General features: G+C 72.1%; 14 protein-coding genes. 11 read left to right on the top strand and 3 right to left on the bottom strand.

Going from position 1 to position 17,247, the window contains the following annotated elements:
• The first annotated feature begins 109 nt into the window (after positions 1–109).
• The 6 genes from ACZ6S0_RS00570 (at position 110) to ACZ6S0_RS00595 (ending at position 7,081) form a co-directional block, all read left to right on the top strand.
• Positions 110–1,324 (top strand): sugar ABC transporter substrate-binding protein, encoded by a 1,215-nt coding sequence (locus ACZ6S0_RS00570; RefSeq protein WP_465912419.1) that lies wholly within the window; start codon positions 110–112, stop codon positions 1,322–1,324.
• Position 1,325: 1 nt separating this feature from the next.
• Positions 1,326–2,285: a carbohydrate ABC transporter permease gene (locus ACZ6S0_RS00575; protein ID WP_465912421.1), complete on the top strand. Its 960-nt coding sequence runs from the start codon at positions 1,326–1,328 to the stop codon at positions 2,283–2,285.
• Positions 2,282–3,124, top strand: coding sequence for a carbohydrate ABC transporter permease (locus ACZ6S0_RS00580; protein WP_465912423.1), 843 nt, complete (start codon positions 2,282–2,284; stop codon positions 3,122–3,124). The genes ACZ6S0_RS00575 and ACZ6S0_RS00580 overlap by 4 nt, the downstream gene beginning before the upstream one ends.
• 11 nt (positions 3,125–3,135) lie before the next feature.
• The gene (locus ACZ6S0_RS00585; RefSeq protein WP_465912425.1) at positions 3,136–5,112 is read left to right on the top strand and encodes a beta-galactosidase; all 1,977 of its coding nucleotides are present in this window, start codon (positions 3,136–3,138) and stop codon (positions 5,110–5,112) included.
• A gap of 113 nt (positions 5,113–5,225) precedes the next feature.
• Complete coding sequence (locus tag ACZ6S0_RS00590; protein WP_344875379.1) at positions 5,226–5,645, top strand: hypothetical protein; 420 nt, start codon at positions 5,226–5,228, stop codon at positions 5,643–5,645.
• Between the two features lie 185 nt (positions 5,646–5,830).
• Complete coding sequence (locus ACZ6S0_RS00595; RefSeq protein WP_465912428.1) at positions 5,831–7,081, top strand: hypothetical protein; 1,251 nt, start codon at positions 5,831–5,833, stop codon at positions 7,079–7,081.
• Positions 7,082–7,098: 17 nt separating this feature from the next.
• Here ACZ6S0_RS00595 and ACZ6S0_RS00600 read toward each other — a convergent pair whose 3' ends face one another.
• Positions 7,099–7,671, bottom strand: coding sequence for an RNA polymerase sigma factor (locus ACZ6S0_RS00600; protein ID WP_344875375.1), 573 nt, complete (start codon positions 7,669–7,671; stop codon positions 7,099–7,101).
• Between the two features lie 179 nt (positions 7,672–7,850).
• Between ACZ6S0_RS00600 and ACZ6S0_RS00605 the strand changes: the two genes are divergently transcribed.
• The 3 genes from ACZ6S0_RS00605 to ACZ6S0_RS00615 are packed head-to-tail and all read left to right on the top strand — an operon-like array spanning position 7,851 to position 13,086.
• Positions 7,851–8,561: a Crp/Fnr family transcriptional regulator gene (locus ACZ6S0_RS00605; protein ID WP_465912431.1), complete on the top strand. Its 711-nt coding sequence runs from the start codon at positions 7,851–7,853 to the stop codon at positions 8,559–8,561.
• A 23-nt stretch (positions 8,562–8,584) separates the two neighbouring features.
• Positions 8,585–9,871 (top strand): oxygenase MpaB family protein, encoded by a 1,287-nt coding sequence (locus tag ACZ6S0_RS00610; RefSeq protein WP_465912433.1) that lies wholly within the window; start codon positions 8,585–8,587, stop codon positions 9,869–9,871.
• A complete protein-coding gene (locus ACZ6S0_RS00615) occupies positions 9,868–13,086 on the top strand; it encodes an ATP-binding protein (protein ID WP_465912435.1) in 3,219 nt (1,072 codons plus the stop codon). The genes ACZ6S0_RS00610 and ACZ6S0_RS00615 overlap by 4 nt, the downstream gene beginning before the upstream one ends.
• 70 nt (positions 13,087–13,156) lie before the next feature.
• Here the strand turns inward: ACZ6S0_RS00615 and ACZ6S0_RS00620 are convergent, their stop codons facing one another.
• Together ACZ6S0_RS00620 and ACZ6S0_RS00625 are read right to left on the bottom strand one after the other, a co-directional pair.
• A complete protein-coding gene (locus ACZ6S0_RS00620) occupies positions 13,157–13,903 on the bottom strand; it encodes an SDR family NAD(P)-dependent oxidoreductase (RefSeq protein ID WP_465912436.1) in 747 nt (248 codons plus the stop codon).
• A 169-nt stretch (positions 13,904–14,072) separates the two neighbouring features.
• On the bottom strand, positions 14,073–15,149 hold the full coding sequence (locus ACZ6S0_RS00625) for an aldo/keto reductase (RefSeq protein ID WP_465912438.1): 1,077 nt from the start codon (positions 15,147–15,149) through the stop codon (positions 14,073–14,075).
• A 186-nt stretch (positions 15,150–15,335) separates the two neighbouring features.
• Here ACZ6S0_RS00625 and ACZ6S0_RS00630 point away from each other — a divergent pair, with 186 nt between their 5' ends.
• Positions 15,336–16,277, top strand: a complete 942-nt coding sequence (locus tag ACZ6S0_RS00630) for a DUF4352 domain-containing protein (protein ID WP_465912440.1) — start codon at positions 15,336–15,338, stop codon at positions 16,275–16,277.
• A 28-nt stretch (positions 16,278–16,305) separates the two neighbouring features.
• Positions 16,306–17,241 carry a LysR family transcriptional regulator gene (locus ACZ6S0_RS00635; RefSeq protein ID WP_465912443.1) on the top strand — a complete coding sequence of 312 codons (936 nt, stop codon included), beginning with the start codon at positions 16,306–16,308 and terminating at the stop codon, positions 17,239–17,241.
• Positions 17,242–17,247 lie beyond the last annotated feature (6 nt).

The following is a 17,247-nucleotide window of genomic DNA, read 5'->3' on the forward strand; positions in this document are numbered from 1 at the left end:
CGCTGCGACGGGCGCGTGTACCGGGCGTTACCGAAGCGTTTCCGCTCGGCCCCTGACTTTGTTCGAAGCTTAGATTATGGTCTGCCCATCCCCCCGATGAGGAGATGACATGAGCCGAGGACTTGTGCGGGGCGCCCTCGTGGCGGTGCTCGCGAGCGGGCTGGCCGCGTGCGGCGCCAGTGGCGGCACCAGTGGCGGCGACTCCAAGGAGCTGACCTTCTGGATGTACCAGGACCGCACCCCGCAGGCGGGCCAGGTCGTCGAGAAGATCCGCCAGGACTTCGAGAAGGCCAACCCCGGTGTCACCGTCAAGCTCGTCAAGATCCCGAAGGACGACTACAACACCAAGCTCGGCAGCGCCGTGGCCGGCAAGAGCGCCCCCGACGCGGGCATACTCGACCAGCCCCTCGTGTCCAAGTACGCACTCGACGGCACGATCAAGGAGGTCCCCGCCGGCCTGATCGACGAGGCCGACTACTACAAGGGCGCGCTCGACACCAACCGCGCCGGCGGCAAGCTCTACGGCCTGCCCCAGGACCAGACGACCGTCGCCCTCTTCTACAACAAGAAGCTCGTGCCCACGCCGCCCAAGACCTGGGACGAGCTGAAGCAGGTCGCCGCCCAGGTGCACGCCGCCGACGCGAACGTGGCCGGCATGAACGTGCCCAAGGGCGACGGGTACGGCGCGTGGATGTTCCCCGGGATCGTGCACGGCGCGGGCGGGGAGATGGTGGACGACGCGGGCAAGAAGGTGCTGTTCGACCAGCAGCCGGCCGTGGAGGCCCTGCAACTGTGGGTGGACCTGCAGAAGTCGTCGCCCCGCGAGATCACCGACTCGGACAAGCCCTTCGAGAACGGCCTGGCCGCCATGACGATCTCCGGCCCGTGGGACGTGCCGACCATCCGCGAGCAGTTCCCCGACCTGGACTTCGGCGTGGCGCCGCTGCCGTACAAGAGCGAGCCGGCCGGGAACATCGGCGGCGAGGACTCCGTCGTCTTCTCCACCAGCAAGAACCCCGACCTGGCGTGGAAGTGGCTGGCGTTCCTGGCGGGCGCGGAGCACAACGGCGCGGTCGCGGACGCGTTCGGCGGCTTCCCCGTGCACCTCGAGGCGCAGGTGGTCGCGGGCGGGCCGGAGCAGGCGGCGTTCCTGGAGCAGCTCAAGGTGGCGCACGCGCGGCCGGCGGTGCCGCAGTGGATCCAGGTCAACGACGAGGTCATCGCCCCGGCGATCGAGTCGGCGCTGACCGGCAAGGTCACCGCCCAGCAGGCGCTGACGGACGCGGCGGCCAGGACGCGGGCGCTGCTCGGCTGGACTGGCTGACGTGGCGGCACCCGTGCTGGAGCGGGTGACGGCGGGGCGCGGCGGGCGAGCCGGACGCGGCGCGGGCGCCCGCCGCCGCGACCACCTGATCGGCTGGCTGCTGGTCGCCCCCGCGCTGGCCTACTTCGTGGTCTTCCTGCTGTATCCGGCCCTGTCCGCGCTCTACTACAGCTTCACCGACTGGAACCTGCGCACCGACGCGGCCTGGGTGGGCCTGGCCAACTACACCGACCTGCTCTTCGACGACGTCAAGTACCCGCACTTCTGGAAGTCGGTGCGGGTCACGCTGCAGTACACGATCGTCGCCGTGCCGCTGACGCTGGTCGCGGCGTTGGCGCAGGCGCTGCTGCTGAACGCGGTCAGGCGCGGCGCGAACGTGTTCAGGCTGCTGCTGTTCCTGCCGGTCGTCACGGCGGAGGCGGCGGTCGGGGCGATCTGGCGCTGGCTCTACGACCCCCAGTACGGCCTGATCAACACGGTGCTCGGCCTGTTCGGCATCCCCGGGCAGAACTGGCTCAACACCCCCGAGCTGGTCATCCCGGCGCTGGCGTTCATCGCGGCCTGGCAGTGCGGCATCTCGATGATCATCTACCTGGCGGGGCTGAAGGGCATCCCCGGCGCCGTCCAGGAAGCGGCGATCATCGACGGGGCCGGACCGTGGCAGCGGTTCTGGCGGGTGACGTTCCCGATGCTCCGGCCGACCACGTTCTACCTGCTGGTGACCGGGGTGATCGCGGCGCTGCAGGTGTTCGGCCTGGTGTACGTGATCTTCTCGGGCAACGGGCGGAGCGTGACCGGCGGGCCCGAGCAGTCGGGGCTGACGTACGTGCTGCACCTCTACCTGTTCGCCTTCCGCTACGACGCGATGGGGGCGGCCTGCGCGATGTCGTTCATCCTGCTGGTCTTCATCGTGATCGTGACCGCGCTGCAGTTCAGGTTCGTCAAGCAGGAGGCGGCATGACCGGGGCCCGCAAGGCGTCGATCTACGTGGCCCTGGTGCTGCTGGCGGCGGTGTCGGTGGTGCCGTTCCTGTGGATGCTGGCCACCTCGTTCAAGCACGGCCAGGACATCTACACCAAGGTGCCCAGCCTGCTGCCGCTGGACAAGCGGACCGGCGAGTGGGCGGCCACGCTCGGCAACTACGACTACGTGCTGGGCGTCGGCGGGCTCGGGAACGCCTTCGTCAACAGCGTCTGGGTGTGCGCGGTGCTGGTGCCGGCCAAGCTGCTGATCGACGCGCTGGCCGCGTACGCGTTCGCGCGCATCCCGTTCCCCGGCCGCGACAAGCTCTTCGTGATCATGCTGGGCGGCATGATGGTGCCCGCGATCACGCTGCTCGTGCCGCGCATCCACGTCACGCAGTCGCTCGGCATGTTCGACTCGGGGTGGGGGCTGATCGTCCCGAACCTCGCCTCGGTGCTCGACATCTTCCTGCTGCGGCAGTTCTTCCTGTCGATCCCGCGCGAGCTGGAGGAGGCCGCGCTGATCGACGGGGCGGGGCGGATGCAGATCTTCTGGCGGATCGTGCTGCCGCTGTCGAAGCCGGTGCTGGCGGTCGTGACCATCACCAGCTTCCTGTTCCACTGGAACGACCTCGTGTGGCCGCTGCTGGTGACCAACGACCCCGAGCTGTACACCCTGCCGCTGGCCCTGCAGCAGCTCGTGGCGAGCCCCGACGGCGGGCGCGCGTACTACATCATGGCGGGCGCCACGCTCGCCGTCCTGCCGGTGATCGCCGTGGTGCTGCTCTTCCAGCGCCGCATCCTGCAGGGCATCGCATTCACCGGACTGAAGGGTTAGGGAGGAACAGCGTGGTCATCGAGGTCCGCGACGGGGTCGCCGTCGTCGACGGCGTGCCGCGGGTGCTCGTCACCGCCGACTATCCGTACTACCGCGACGATCCGGCCGTGTGGGCCGACCGGCTGCGGGCCGTACGGGACGAGCTGGGGATCGAGGTGATCACCTGCTACCTGCCGTGGCGGCACCACCAGCCGGAGGCGGGCACGGCTCCCGACTTCACCGGCCTGACCCGTCCGTCCAGGAACGTCACCGGCTTCCTGGAGCTGTGCCGCGAGCTGGGGCTGGGGGTGGTCGCCAAGCCGGGGCCGTTCATCCACGCCGAGGTGAACTACGGCGGGCTGCCCGACTGGGTGTGCCCCGATGCCGACCCGGCGATCGAGCCGCTGCTCGACTCCGCCGGCACGCCGTCGCGCTGGGCGGACGCCGCCGCCCCCGAGGGACGCGCGCTGCCCGCGCCGCTCGGCCCGGTGTTCCTGGCGCGGGCCACCCAGTGGCTGTCGGCCGTGGGCAAGGAGGTGCTGGCCGGCGCGGAGGCGGTGGTCGCGCTGCAGATCGCGAACGAGGGCATCTACACCAGCGGGGCGCTGCCGCTGACGGCCTACGACTACAGCCCGTCGGGGCTGGCGTTCTTCCGTGACCGGCTGCGGTCCTGGTACGGCACGACGCAGGCGTACAACGCCGTCCACGGCACCGCGTACGCCGGGTGGGCGGACGTCGGGCCCTCGGACGCCGGCCTGCTCGCCCAGGCCGACTGGGGGCGCTTCCACGCCGAGTACCTGGCCGAGGTCTACCGCGTCTGGGCGCGGGCCGTCGGGTCCGAGCTGCCGGTGTTCGTCAACCTCAACCCGCCGACCGTGCCCGAGCTGGACGACTGGCTGGCCCGGGTCCGGCCGGAGCTGTGGGGCGGCATCTCCTACGGCTTCACCAACTGGATGGGCGTCGTGTCGGCCGACCGCGACGCGCACGCCCGCTACGTGATCGCGGCCAAGCGCGCGCCCGGCCCGAACCTGGAGGAGAACTGGGGCTTCTCCGAGCTGTACGACCCCGCCTACATCGACGGGGCCACCAGCTTCCACCAGTCGCTGCTGGCCCTGGCCGCGGGGGCGAGCGGGTTCAACGTCTACACCGGGGTGGCCGCCGCCGGCTGGGGGCCCGAGCTGGACGCGGGGCACGAGGGGCCGTACCCGGACAGCGCGCCCATCGACGCGGACGGCGCCGCCACCGGGAAGGCGCCGGTGGTGCGGGCGCTGGCGGACTACTTCGCCGCCCACGGGGCCGAGTTCCTGGAGTGCGTACCCGTGCGGCGGGACGCCTTCGGGCTCTACCTGCCCTACGCCGGGATCGCGGCGCTGTCGGGCTCTCCTGCGGGCTCTCCGGCTGGGCCCGCGGGGCCGCAGTGCGGGCGGGCGCTGCGCGCCTTCCACGAGCGGATGCGGGTCAGGGGCCTGGACTACGGGCTGGTGGACCTGGAAAACGTCTCGGCGGAGGAGCTGGCCGGGTACCGGACGGTCACGGTGCCCGGCGGGCCGTTCATGCACCGGCGCGTGCAGGAGCTGCTGGCCGCCTACACGGCGGCGGGCGGGCGGGTGCTGGTGGACGGTCCCGTGCCCACGCTCGACGAGCGGCTGGCCCCCTGTGCCCTGATCGCCCCCGCCGATCCCCCGGCGGACGCGGGCGAGGGTCTCGTCCTGTACGGGGAGGCCGACGCGTACCTGCGCAGCCATCCCACCCGGGACGTGCACCACCTCGTCATGCTCGTCCGTACCGGCAACGAGGGCCCGGTGGGCCTGCGCACCCCGTACGGGACGGCCGAGGTCGTCGCCGCGGAGGGCGGCGGCGCGGTGCTGCGCCTGGCCGGCGGCGAGCTGGGCGACCTGGTGGTCAGGGGGCTCAACACCTATCTGGACTGCGCCGTGGAGGCGTCCGTCCGCCTGAACGGCGTGCGCGTCGGCGCTCCCGGCCCCGGCGACCTCATCAGAATCCGCTGACGAAGCCCCCGATTTATCACCGGATTATCGACAGAAAGGACGCGTATTTCACCACCGGTGTCATCGCTCTGGTCGTTCACACGGGGACCCGTCCCGGCGGAGAGGAGATCGCGATGGCAACCGGAGAATTCCAGGTGATGAAAGTGCCGGCCGAGCAGTTGGCCGGCATTCTTCACGGCCAGGTGGTCGATCCCGGAGCCCAGCCCACGAACGTCGTCCATCGTCATGAGGGCTGGACCGTGGACGTGAGCTGGGAGGTCACCGGCGAGCTGATCGACTGGCTGGCCGGCCGCTGGCAGTTGGAGATCATCGCCGATCTGCTGGGCGGTGGCGAGTCGAGGCATCCCTCGCCTCCTGTGGAGATGACGTTCACTCCTGGGTCCGGCAGATATACGGCCTCTATCCCCATGCGCGGCCAGCTTTCTCCCGGCACTTATGACCTGGTGGTCAACCTCACCACGACGACGGCCGCCGGCTCCGCGGGGGCGCTCGGCGGATTCGTCGTGATCAGCAGGATCATGGTCAAGGACTGACGGGCGCCGCCCCGGGACCGACGCCCGGGGCGGCCCGCTGCAAGCCCGTCGCAAGTGACGCAATCTACGCTCCTGGCCTGGCGGTCACGGGGCAAACCGGCCGCCGGGCCGTATCTGACGCCGCTGGAGGCGCTCTTATTTCCGTGAGCACGCCTCGAGGCGACGGGACGCGAACGGGAGACTGCATGTCCGACACTCCGATGACCGCCGATGACGTGCTGCGCATCGCGGCCTACAAGGACCGGAGCGCGGCACTCGAGGCGATGGTCATCGCCTACAGCTACCACCGCGTGGCCGGCGACCTCGCAGAGCACCTGGGCCGCGAGGCGAACAACTGGTACTGCTACGCCACCTGGACCTCGAAGGCCGTCGGCGAGAGCCTCGACCTCGGTCCCGACTCCCCCTTCATCGAGGACTTCAGCCGCCGGCTGGGCGTGCCGCAGCGGTTCAAGCGGCTGTTCAGGGCCGCGCTGCTCACCCTGCTCGGGCCGAGCTACCAGCTCGGGCTGGCGCTGGCCAACCGCGCCATCTTCCTGGAGACGGCCAGCCTGGCGGTCAACCTGTGGAACGACACGCCCGACCGCTACCTCCGGGTCAGCCCGGAGTCGCAGGTGACGCCGACGCCGCCGGAGTTCCTGACCGGGCTGCTGTCGCCGGCCGACCCGCGCTATCTCAGGGACGCCGCGCAGCTCCTGGTCGAGGCGGCCGGGACCGAGGACCCCGACGAGCGGGCCGAGCTGATGCTGGGCGCGAACATCGCGCTGTCGGCGTACGAGCAGGCCCGCGCGCAGGCGGCCCTGGAGCTGGTGCTCTACCGGCCGGTGCGCTGGCTGACCCGGGTGTCGTGGCGCTCGCTGCGCTCGCTGGTCACGCGCAGGCGCTTCGCCCGCTTCCGCCTGTACTCCGCCACGCACGCGGACCAGCCCTGGCTGACCCGCAAGCTGGAGGACCTGTGGTCCTCCCTCTACACCCGCCACCTGTTCTCGGTGCGCACGCCGCTCAGCGACATCAAGGTGGGCAGGCCGCTGACCGCGCCGGCGGGCGTGGACCCGGCCCAGGTGTGGGCGCCGATCAGGAACGAACGGGTCCGCAGGCTGGCCGAGGAGTTCATCACCGAGGACCAGGCGGCCTCGACGGCCGGGGTGACCGACTGGGTGTCCTATCCCGACCGGATGCGCTTCATCGTCAGCTATTTCCGCGTCTACCAGCGGGTGGACGCGCTCTACCAGGTGCCCTTCGACAAGGAGCTCGCCGAGGGGCTGGCCGAGGAGATGCGGCGCGGGCTCGTTCCCGACGCCGTCGGCCACCTGCCGTCGCTGCGCGGGCGGCGGTACTACGCGTACCCGGCCGAGACCGATCCCGACGTGCACGAGATGGCGCACTTCGACTTCGAGCCGTTCCTGGAGGCGATCCCGCTTGACCCGGACACCAAGTAGACCGGACCCGAAGAAGATCAGTCGAGGAAGTCACGCGTGATCTCGCGGGCCTGGAGAAGCCCGCGCAGCTTCGCGAAACAGCGGGCTCGGGTGGGCCCGATGCTCCCTACCGGCCTGCCCAGCCTGCGCGCCACGTCCACGTAGTGGGGCTCGGAGGTTTCCGTGAGCGCTCTGAACAGGACCCGTTGCGCCACCGGCAGCTCCTCGACCAGCTCTTCGAGGGTGCCGGCCAGCCAGATCCTGGCCAGTTCCCTGTCCACGTCGTCGGTGCTGCCCAGCGAGTCGAGGTCGGGTGTGCAGATCTCCCTCGTCCGCCTGTTGAGCTTGAGGCACTCGCGGAAGGCGATGGTGGCCAGCCAGCCCGCCATGCGCTGGCCGTCCTCGACGCTTCTCAGGTTCTGCCAGGCCAGCAGCCAGGTCGTCTGGAGCACGTCCTGGGCGTCCTCGTGGCTGAGCCGGAACCTGCGGATGCGGGCCCGCAGCATCGGGCTGAACTCCTCGACCAGCCGCTCCCACGCCACGGCGTCGCCGTCCTGCGCGGCGGACACCAGGGCGGCGGTGCCGAGGCGTTCGATGGTCTCCACATGCATGTCCTTCTCCCCGCCGGCCCGGACACTCGGGGGGTCATTTCCGGCCGGCCCTCTCACGGTGCGCCGAATGATCCAAAAAGACTGTTCCGGGCGTGACAGTCGGAGTGTGGCCCTCGTCACATTTCGGAGATCGATTACCACCTGCTGTCCGCCGGAGCAATGCGGCCTACAGTTCTTGCATGAACGCGCGCGGCGGACCTCCCCACGACGTCGACCGGGTCGCCGCCGTGCTGGCGGAGATCTCGCTGTTCCGCGTGCTCGGCGAGAGCGGCATCCAGAGCACGGCACGCGCCGGGCTGGCGCGCAGATACCGGTCCGGGCAGATCATCTTCCATCAGGGGGACCCGGGAGAGTCGCTGTACGTGCTGCTGGACGGCCTGGTGAAAGTGGTGTTCACCACCGAGCACGGCGACGAGATCGTCCTCAACATGCTGGGCAGGGGCGACACCTTCGGCGAGATGGCGCTGCTCGACGGCTCCCCGCGCTCGGCCTCGATCGTGACCGTGCGGCCCGCCTGGGTGTTCGCGCTGCCCAGGGCGCGGCTGCTGGATCTGATGCGGGAGCACCCGGGGCTGGCCGACGAGTTCCTGCGCCTGCTCGGCCGGATGGTGCGCAGGCTCACCGACCAGGCGGCCGACCTGGCCTTCCTCGACCTGCGCGGGCGGCTGGCCAAGCTGCTGCTGCAGTTGGCCGACAAGCACGGGCAGAGCGACGGCGTGGTCGACCTGCCCGGGCTGACCCAGTCCGACCTCGCCGCGCTCATCGGCGCGTCGCGACCGGCGGTCAACCGGGCGCTGCAGTCACTGGTGGCGCGGCGTCTCATCGCCGTCAAAGGCCGGACCATCACGCTTCTCGACCTCGCTGCCCTGCGGAAACGGGGCGGCCTCTGACCGAATCTGGAGTGACGGGGTAGATGAACGATCATGACGAGCGCTGGCCGGAGGAGCGGTTCCGGCAGTTGCGGCAGCAGGCCGATCCCGACGTCGACAAGGTGGTGGCCGAGTACGTCCAGGCCCAGCCCGACGGGAAGGGCCCGCTCGACCTGGTGAAAGCCGTGATCGCGGAGCTGGGGGAGGCCAAGCGGGAGGCGCGGGCGCCCTCGGGCAGGCCACCGGCCTCGGAGATCTTCGACGCGATCGACTTCGCGAAAGAGCTGCCCGACTGGGGCGACGACAAGGAGCTGCTGGCCAGGGGCCAGGCCGTGTTCGCCGACTACGGGCTCTACCAGTCGGCCGCGCTGTTCTGCAAGTGCCTGCCGATGGCGTACGTCGAGGTGTCCAGCGCCAAGGTGCTGGCCGGCGTCTCCAACCTGGCCACGCACAGCCTCACCCGCCGGGTGGCCGAGACCGGGCAGATGCTGGTCGACGTGATGGGGCTGAAGGCCACCGACAGCCTGCGGCCCGGCGGTCCCGGGCACACCACGGCGATCGGGCTGCGCATCCTGCACTCGTGCGTACGCGCCCTGGTGCACGAGCGCTACGCCGACAGGTGGGACACCGGCCGGCACGGGCCGCCGGTCAACCAGGAGCTGCTGCTGGCCACGATCTTCGACTTCTCCGTGGTCACCTGGGAGGCCATGGAGACCATGGGCGTGGTGCTGACCGAGGAGCAGCGGACCGCCCACCTGTACACGTGGAGCGTCTTCGGCCACCTCATGGGCGTGGACGCCTGCCGCGACGGCCCCCTGACGCTGGCCGACGTGCGGCCGGTCAGCGAGCGCCTGGGCCGCCTGTACGAGTCCAGCGACGAGGGCCGCCGCCTCATGGCCAGGCTGCTGGCGGAGATGGAGGAGTTCATGCACCTGGGCTGGCGCAAGCTGCCGCGCAGCCTGGTGCACTGGGTCTTCCGCGACGCCGCGTACGGGGCCGACCGGGTGCCCGAGCTGCTCGGCGTGCCCAGGCCGGCCTGGTGGTTCACCGCGATCTTCGCGGCGGCCCGCACGGCCCACCGGCACTCGTGGCTGGCGGGGCCGGTGGACGGTGTGGTTCGCTGGCTCATGCGCAGGGCCGGGCGGCACATCGTGGTCGCCCTGATCGACCGCCACTCCGACGGGCAGGCGGCGTTCAGGATCCCCGAGGAGCTGGCCCGCGCCTGGCGGATCAAGCAGTCGAGGACAGCGGTGAGGACGCGCGAGATCCGCAGGACCGTACGCGACACGCTACGAGCGCCCGCGCAGGGGCGGAAAGGGCCGCGCCAGTGACCGCCCCGCAGCAACCCCCCCATCAACCGGGCACGCTCACCACGGCGACCATCCTGTTCACCGACGTGGTGAGCTCGACCGCCCTGCGGATCAGGCTCGGCGAGGAGCGCGCCAACGTCGTCTTCCGCCGCCTCTACCAGCTCCTGCACTCGGTGGTGACGGCCAGCGGGTCCTCGTTCACCAAGAGCCTGGGCGACGGGCTGATGGCCGTGTTCGACTCGGCCACCGCCGGGCTCGACGCCATCATCGCGGTGCAGCAGGCGGTGGCCGACGAGAACGAGCGGGCCATGGAGAAGATCTCCATCCGGTCCGCGCTCGCCGCCGGCGACGTGTGCTGGGGCCACGACGACGTGAGCGGCCTGCCGACCGTGGAGGCGGCGCGGCTGGTCGCGGTGGCCGAGGGCGGGCAGGTGCTCTGCACCGACCTGGTGCGGCGGCTCGCGCAGGGGCGCAGCCGGCACGAGTTCAAGGACCTCGGGCGGCTGCCGGGCAAGGGGTTGCGCGAGCCGCTGCACACGTACGAGCTGCACTGGCAGAGCGCCGCCCACCACCTCGGCGGCGGGCTCGCGCCGTGGCTGGACGACGGGCACGCGCCGACGTTCGTGGGCCGGGAGGAGGAGCTGCGCGCGCTCGACGGGGAGCTGGCGGCGGCCGAGTTCGGCAGCGGGCTGGTGATCCTGGAGGGCGAGCCGGGGGTGGGCAAGACCCGGCTGGCCTCCGAGGTGGCCAGGCGGGCGCTCAAGCGGCAGTTCACGGTGCTGGCGGGGCGGTGCACGGATCCGGCGCGCAAGGCGTACGAGCCGATCGCCGGCGCCGTCGAGCGGCTGGCCCGCACCTCGCCCGCGCTGCTCCTGCGGGCCGGGATCGACCAGCAGTGCGGCCAGCTCGTACGCCTGGCGCCGTCGCTGGCCGCGCCCCCGCTGTCGCTGGAGGTGCCCCCGGCCACCGAGCCCGTCTCCGAGCGCTACCACCTGATGGCCGCGGCCCGCACGCTGATCGAGCGGCTGGCCACCGTACGGCCCGTGCTGCTGGTCATCGACGACCTGCAGTGGGCCACGCTGGAGTCGCTGCAGATGCTCGGCGCGCTCATGTGGGACGCCGACGCGCTGCCGTTGCTGGTGCTGGCCATGTCGCGGCCGGTGCCGGTCGAGTCGGCCATGCCCGAGCTGCACAAGCTCACCGCCGGGGCGCGGGTCGTCCCCGTGCCCTCGTTCGGGCCGGACGAGGTCTCCCGCGCGCTGGCGCACGCGCGGTCGAGCGGCGACCCCGAGGTGCTGCACCGGATCACCGGCGGCAACGCGTTCCTCATCACCGAGGTGATCAGAGAGCTGGCCGCGGGCAAGGACCTCGACGCGCTGGCCGTCCCCGACTCCGTCACCCGGATGGTCATGGCCCGGCTCGCACAGCTCCACCCCGACGCCAGAGACCTGGTCAGCCTGCTGGCCGTGGGCGAGCGCATGGAGTCGGCCGAGCTGCGGCGCGGCCTCGGGCTCGACGAGCCCCGGTTCGTGGCCGCGGTGGAGGAGGCCATGGGCACCGGTCTGGTGACCATGCTCGCCAACGGGTCCTGCCAGTTCTCCCACGAGCTGACCAGGAACGCCCTCCGCAGCACGTTCTCGGCCCCGCGGACCGCGCTGCTGCACGGGCGGGTGGCCGACGCCCTGTGCCAGGCCGACCCGCACGCGATGCGGTCGCGCCCGTACGTGGTGGCCGCCCACCTGCTGGCCGCCGCCGAGCACGGCCGCGACCCGGCCCGGGTGAGCGCGGCGGCCGACGCGGCCGTGCACGCGGCCCAGCACGCGCTGGCCGGGCTGGCCCACCGCGAGGCGGTCACCTGGTACCAGCGGGCGCTCGGCCTGCTGGCGGACTTCCCCGGCGCGACCCTGGAACGGCGCGCGGAGCTGCTGGTGGAGTGCGGCAGGGCGATGTGGCTGGCCGGGCACCCCGAGGCCAGGCGCACCCTGCTCGACGCGGCCGACCTGGCCAAGGAGTGCGGACGCCACGACCTGATCGTCACCGCGGCCCTCGGCGGCGACCACGGCTCCAGCGTCTCGGCCGCGCCCGACCTCGAACGCATCACGCTGCTCACCGAGGCCCGCAAGGTGGTCGACTCGACCGACGTCAGCACCAGGGCGCTGCTGGCCGCCCAGCTCGCCTCCGAGCTGATCTGGGCGCCCGACGGCGAGCGGCGCTTCGCGCTGAGCGACGAGGCGGTGGCGCTGGCCAGGAAGGCCGGCGACCCGCGCACGCTGGCCGGTGTCCTGGGCATGCGCAGCCTGACCATCATCCCGGCCGACCCGTTGCACCAGCGCCACCGCGACGGCGACGAGATGCTGGAGGCCGCCCGGCAGACGGGCGACGACCTGGCGCTGTTCCACGCGTACGTGCAGCGCACTCCCCCCGTCCTCGACAGCGGCGACGCCGCCAAGGCGGCGATGCTGCTCGACCGGGCCGACGAGCTGGCGCGGCGGCTGGCACAGCCGCACCTGACCTGGCTGATCGGCTACTCCAAAGCCGGCCTGACCCTCATGCAGGGCGACCTGGCGCAGGCCGAGGCCGAGGCCGAGGCGGCGCTGCGGCTGGGCTCGGAGATCGGCCGCCGCCTGGAGGCCGTGGCCATCTACTCCGAGCAGATCGCCGAGATCCGGCGGCTCCAGGGGCGGCTGTGGGAGCTGCGCGAACGGCTGCGCCGCGCCGCGCGGGCGCCGCGGGTCGACCCGGTGCACGCGGTGCTGCGCTACCTGTGCGAGCTGGCCGACGAGGAGGCCCCCGCGCTGCTCGACCGCATCCTCGCCTACGGGGGCGCCGCGCCCCCGCGCAACATGGCGCACCGTCCCGCGCTCGACAACCTCGCCGTGGCCGCGGCCCGCCTGGGCCGGGCCGAGCTGGCCGGTCGCCTGTACGACTCGCTGGCCGCCGACGGCGAGACGTTCGGGCACGGCACGGTGGCCCACCACTGCGGCCACCACTACCTGGCCCACCTGTGCGTGGCCATGGGCGAGCCTGGGCGGGCGGCCGAGCACTTCGAGGCGGCGGCCGAGGTGCACGAGCGGCGCGGGGTGCCGCTCATGCTCGCCGAGTCGCTGCTCGACTGGGCCGACCTGCTCGACGCGGGCGAGGTCGGCGGCCCCAAGCCGGCGGACCTGCGCGAGTGGTGCCGGACGTTGCTGGCGGGCCGGGGCGCGCTGCTGCTGGAGCGTCGCCTGCCCGCCTGATCGGGACGTCGAGAATCCGCGGGCGGTCACGGGGTCAGCGCAGGTAGGAGGCGCCGGTGAGGTCGCGGGGTCAGCGCAGGTAGGAGGCGCCGTTGAGGTCGAGCACGGCGCCGCTGGCCCATTCGGCGGCCGGCGAGGCCAGGTACAGGACGGCCGCGGCGATCTCCTCCGCCCGCGCCACCCGCCCGAACGGGCTCTGCGCCCGGATCGCGTCGCCGCGCGGGGCCTTGAGGTGCTCGTTCGTCATGTCGGTCGCGACGAAGCCCGGCGCCACGGTGGCCACCGCGATGCCCTTCGGGGCCAGGGCGATGGCCAGCGACTGGCCCAGCGCGTTCAGTCCGGCCTTGCTGGCCCCGTAGGCGGGGCTGTCGGGCTCGCCACGGAATGCGCCACGGGAGGAGACGTTGAGTACGCGGCCCCCCGCGGGCATGTGCCGCAGCGCGCACCAGGTGACGTTGGCCGCGCCCACCAGGTTGACACCCAGCGAGCGCCGCCAGGCGTCCTGCCACTCCTCGTAGGACGTCTCGGAGATGGGGTGGTGCAGGAACACCCCGGCGTTGTTGACCAGGACGTCGATCCGCCCGCCCAGCGCCTCGGCCGCCGCGTCGACCATGAGCCTGACCTCCTCGGGGTCGGCCAGGTCGGCCCGCACGACGGCGTGCCCCTGCCCGGGGAGGTCGCCGAGCAGGCTCTCGGCGTCCTTGGCCGAGTCGCGGTGATGGATGGCGACCCGGTCTCCCTGGGCGGCGAACGCCGCCGCGACCGCCCGCCCGATCCCGCGCGACGCGCCGGTGACAAGAACTCCACGTCCGTTCATTCCTCGCACCTTAGGGGGCGGGGTGAGACCGGTGCCACCCCGCCCCCCTGTCCCGCCCCGGGCACTCGGACCCCGGCCCGCGGCGGGACGGCCGCCCTCGGGCGGCGGTCAGCAGGGCCGCCCTGGGACGGCGGTCGGAGGGGCCGTCAGGGCAGCGCTCAGAAGGCGGTCAGGAGGGCCACCAGGGGCTGCGCTCGCGCATCGCGGCCTGCGCGCGCGAGACGTCGCCCGCGTAGCGCTTGCCCGGGTACCACGGCATCGTGGCGATGGCGTCGAAGCCCTCGATGGTCTCCATGTGGCGGGCCATGAGGTCGCGGGTCGCGGCGTCGGGGAGGGTGCCGCGCATGGCCTGGACGTTCTCGGCCACGTGGGCGGGGTCGGAGGTGGCCGGGAGGGCGCAGGTGACGGCCGGGTTGGAGATCACCCACTTGAGGAAGTACTCCGACCAGGTGCCGATGCCGAGTTCGGTGGCGAAGCCGGGCAGCTTGTGTCCCCGTACGACGTGGTGCAGGCGGCCCTTCTCCAGCGGCATGTTGACCAGCACCGCCGTGCCGTTGTCCGCCGCGGCGCGGATGAGCCGCTCGTCGGCCGCGCGGGTGTGGATCGAGTAGTGCACCTGCACGAAGTCCAGCTCACCCCGCCGCACCCAGCTCTCCACCAGCGGGAAGTAGGCGGGCTCGTGATGGGTCACGCCGAGGTGGCGGATCCGGCCCTCCTTCTTCCAGGCGTGCAGCAGGGGGACGATCACGTCCACGTTGACCAGGCTGTGGCACTGCATCAGATCCACCGGCCGGTCGAGGGACATGCGCTGGACCGTACGCCGCAGGCTGTCGGCCGCGTGGCTGTCGTCCCAGAGGTGGTCACCGGTCGACCAGACCTTCCCCGCCAGGAACATGCGGCTGCCGATGCGCAGGTCGTCCGCGACCTCGCCCAGGTTCACCTCCGACCTGCCGTACAGGGGGGAGCAGTCGAACACCCTGCCGCCCGCCTGCCAGTACCGCCTGACCACCTCCTGGACACGTGCCCGGTCGGTGAGGGTGTCGAAGGTCATGAACGTGCCGAGCCCGATCGCGGGCAGGCGCTCCTTCGTTCCCGGCACCGTACGGGTGATCAGGTCGTCGTTGTCCACGGTGGTCTCCGCGGCGGCGGCCGGGCCCGCCACGCCTGCCGCGCCCGGCACCAGCGCGCCGAGCCCGCCCGCCACCACCACCTGCCGCCGCGTGGGCGACCACGAGAGATTCGTCATACGGGGATGCTGTCCCGCGGGACGCCGGCGAGGCCAGGTCCGGTTCGGACCGGTCACATACCGGGCGGGAATGTGAAGCGTTCCTGCCGAGGTCAAGAAGCCGGACGAGATCCCGGACAGGAGCAAGGTCAACCGGAGGCGCGGCTGGAACGTCTCCATTCTCCCGTCCCCTATCAGGAGTCACGCATGGGATATCCGCCCCAGCCGTCACCGCCGCACGACCCGTACGGTCACGGTCCCCAGCCGCCCGTGGCCCCGCCGTCGTCCCGCGACAACCGCGCCCTGATCGCGTTGCTGGCCGTCGGCGTGCCGCTGCTGCTCCTGGGCGGTGGCGCCGCCGTGGTGATGGTCCTGACGGAAACCGGTGACAACGGGAACGGCTCGCCGAACATGGTCATGCCCTCCAGGGAGCCGCTGTCCGGCCCGCTCGGTACGGACCCGGCCACGCAACCGCTCCCGGACACCGGCCTCCAGCCCCCGGCCGGACAACCCCAGGCCGGACAACCCCAGGCCGGACAACCCCAGGCCGGACAACCCCAGGCCGGACAGCCTCAGGCCGGACAACCCCAGGCCGGACAGCCTCAGGCCGGACAGCCGACGGTCTCGACCGCCGCAGGGCAACCCCCGGCCGGGCAGCCCACGTCCGGAGAGCCTGCCGCCGGGCAGCCTGCCTCCGGACAACCCCAGGGCACGGGCGGGCAGCCCCAATCCACCGCCACGGTCGGCGGCTCGCTCGCCCTCCAGGGCCTCGATCCCGGCCTGAAGCTGAACGTGACCGTGAACCGCCTGATCAACCCCGCCACCCCGGCCTCCGACTTCCTCAAGCCGAAGACGGGCGACAAGTTCGTCGCCGTGGAGGTGACGCTCGCCAACGTGGGCCAGGCCGTCTACGACGAGGCCCCCATGTTCGGCGCCCGGCTCATCGACGGCCAGAACCAGCAGTACAGTCCCAGCCTCTACCAGGTACGCGAGGGCCAGAGCTTCGGCGGGACGGCGACGATCAACGGCGGCGACTCCCGCAAGGGCGTGCTCGTGTTCGAGGTCCCGCAGGCCGCGACGCCCATCAAGTTCCAGTTCGCCCTCAATGCCGGGGTAGCCGCCCAGAAAGGCGAATGGACCCTCTCCTGAACGGCCGCGCCCGACATACCTTTCACGTATGCCAGTTGATCTGCGCCTGATGCGTTACGTGATCGCGGTGGCCGAGGCGGGCAGCTTCGAGGCCGCCGCCGAGCGCCTGCACATGACCCAGCCTCCGCTCAGCAGGCAGATCCGCGACCTGGAGCGGGAGCTGGGCGTGGACCTGTTCCACCGGCGCCCCACGCGGCTCACGGAGGCGGGACGGGTGTTCGTGGAGGAGGCGCGCGACGTGCTGGCGGGCGCCGAGCAGGCCGTCGAGCGCACCCGCCGCGCGGCCGGGGTCGACCACGGCGCGGTACGGGTCGGGTACACGGTGACGGCCGCGTTCGACGAGATGCCCAAGCTGTTCGCGGCGATGCGGGCCCGGCACCCCGGGATCCGGGTGGAGGCGCGCGAGGCGTGGGACGCCGAGCTGATCACCGCCGCCACGGACGGCGAGCTGGACGTGCTGCTGGGCAGGCACCTGGCCGTGCCCCCGACGTGGTTGTCGGCGGTGCTGCGCCGGGAGGAGTTCGTGGTGGTCGTGGGCGCCGGGCATCGGCTGGCCGGACGGGAACGGGTGAGCCTGCGCGAGTTCCGGGGCGAGACGCTGCGCTTCTTCCCCCGCCGGTTCGCGCCGCTCTATCACGACGAGGTGCTGGCCGGGCTGCGCGGCACGGGCGAGGAGTTCGACATCTGGGAGAACCCGCTGCCGGGCCTGCGCAACCTCAACCTCAGCCTGAGCGACAGCGGCTACATGCTGCTGCCGCGTTCGCTGGAGGGACGGCTCCCCGGCGGGATCTCCTGCCTGCCACTCACCGACCGCCTGCCGCCCGTCGAACTGCGCCTGTCCTGGGGACGCAATCCGTCTCCCGCCGCCACGGCCCTGGTCAGAACGGCCCGCAGGCTCGCCAGAAGGGAAGGCTGGACGACCGCACCGCCCGCCCAGGACCGCACCTCGGCGACCGACCCGTGAGCCCTC

This window comes from Nonomuraea sp. NPDC051298 (assembly GCF_055586305.1).

Coding starts and splice junctions, on each gene's coding strand:
- ACZ6S0_RS00570 (WP_465912419.1), top strand. CDS start 110: ATGAGCCGAGGACTTGTGCGGGGCGCCCTCGTGGCGGTGCTCGCGAGC.
- ACZ6S0_RS00580 (WP_465912423.1), top strand. CDS start 2,282: ATGACCGGGGCCCGCAAGGCGTCGATCTACGTGGCCCTGGTGCTGCTG.
- ACZ6S0_RS00590 (WP_344875379.1), top strand. CDS start 5,226: ATGGCAACCGGAGAATTCCAGGTGATGAAAGTGCCGGCCGAGCAGTTG.
- ACZ6S0_RS00595 (WP_465912428.1), top strand. CDS start 5,831: ATGTCCGACACTCCGATGACCGCCGATGACGTGCTGCGCATCGCGGCC.
- ACZ6S0_RS00600 (WP_344875375.1), bottom strand. CDS start 7,671: ATGCATGTGGAGACCATCGAACGCCTCGGCACCGCCGCCCTGGTGTCC.
- ACZ6S0_RS00605 (WP_465912431.1), top strand. CDS start 7,851: ATGAACGCGCGCGGCGGACCTCCCCACGACGTCGACCGGGTCGCCGCC.
- ACZ6S0_RS00610 (WP_465912433.1), top strand. CDS start 8,585: ATGAACGATCATGACGAGCGCTGGCCGGAGGAGCGGTTCCGGCAGTTG.
- ACZ6S0_RS00620 (WP_465912436.1), bottom strand. CDS start 13,903: ATGAACGGACGTGGAGTTCTTGTCACCGGCGCGTCGCGCGGGATCGGG.
- ACZ6S0_RS00625 (WP_465912438.1), bottom strand. CDS start 15,149: ATGACGAATCTCTCGTGGTCGCCCACGCGGCGGCAGGTGGTGGTGGCG.
- ACZ6S0_RS00630 (WP_465912440.1), top strand. CDS start 15,336: ATGGGATATCCGCCCCAGCCGTCACCGCCGCACGACCCGTACGGTCAC.
- ACZ6S0_RS00635 (WP_465912443.1), top strand. CDS start 16,306: ATGCCAGTTGATCTGCGCCTGATGCGTTACGTGATCGCGGTGGCCGAG.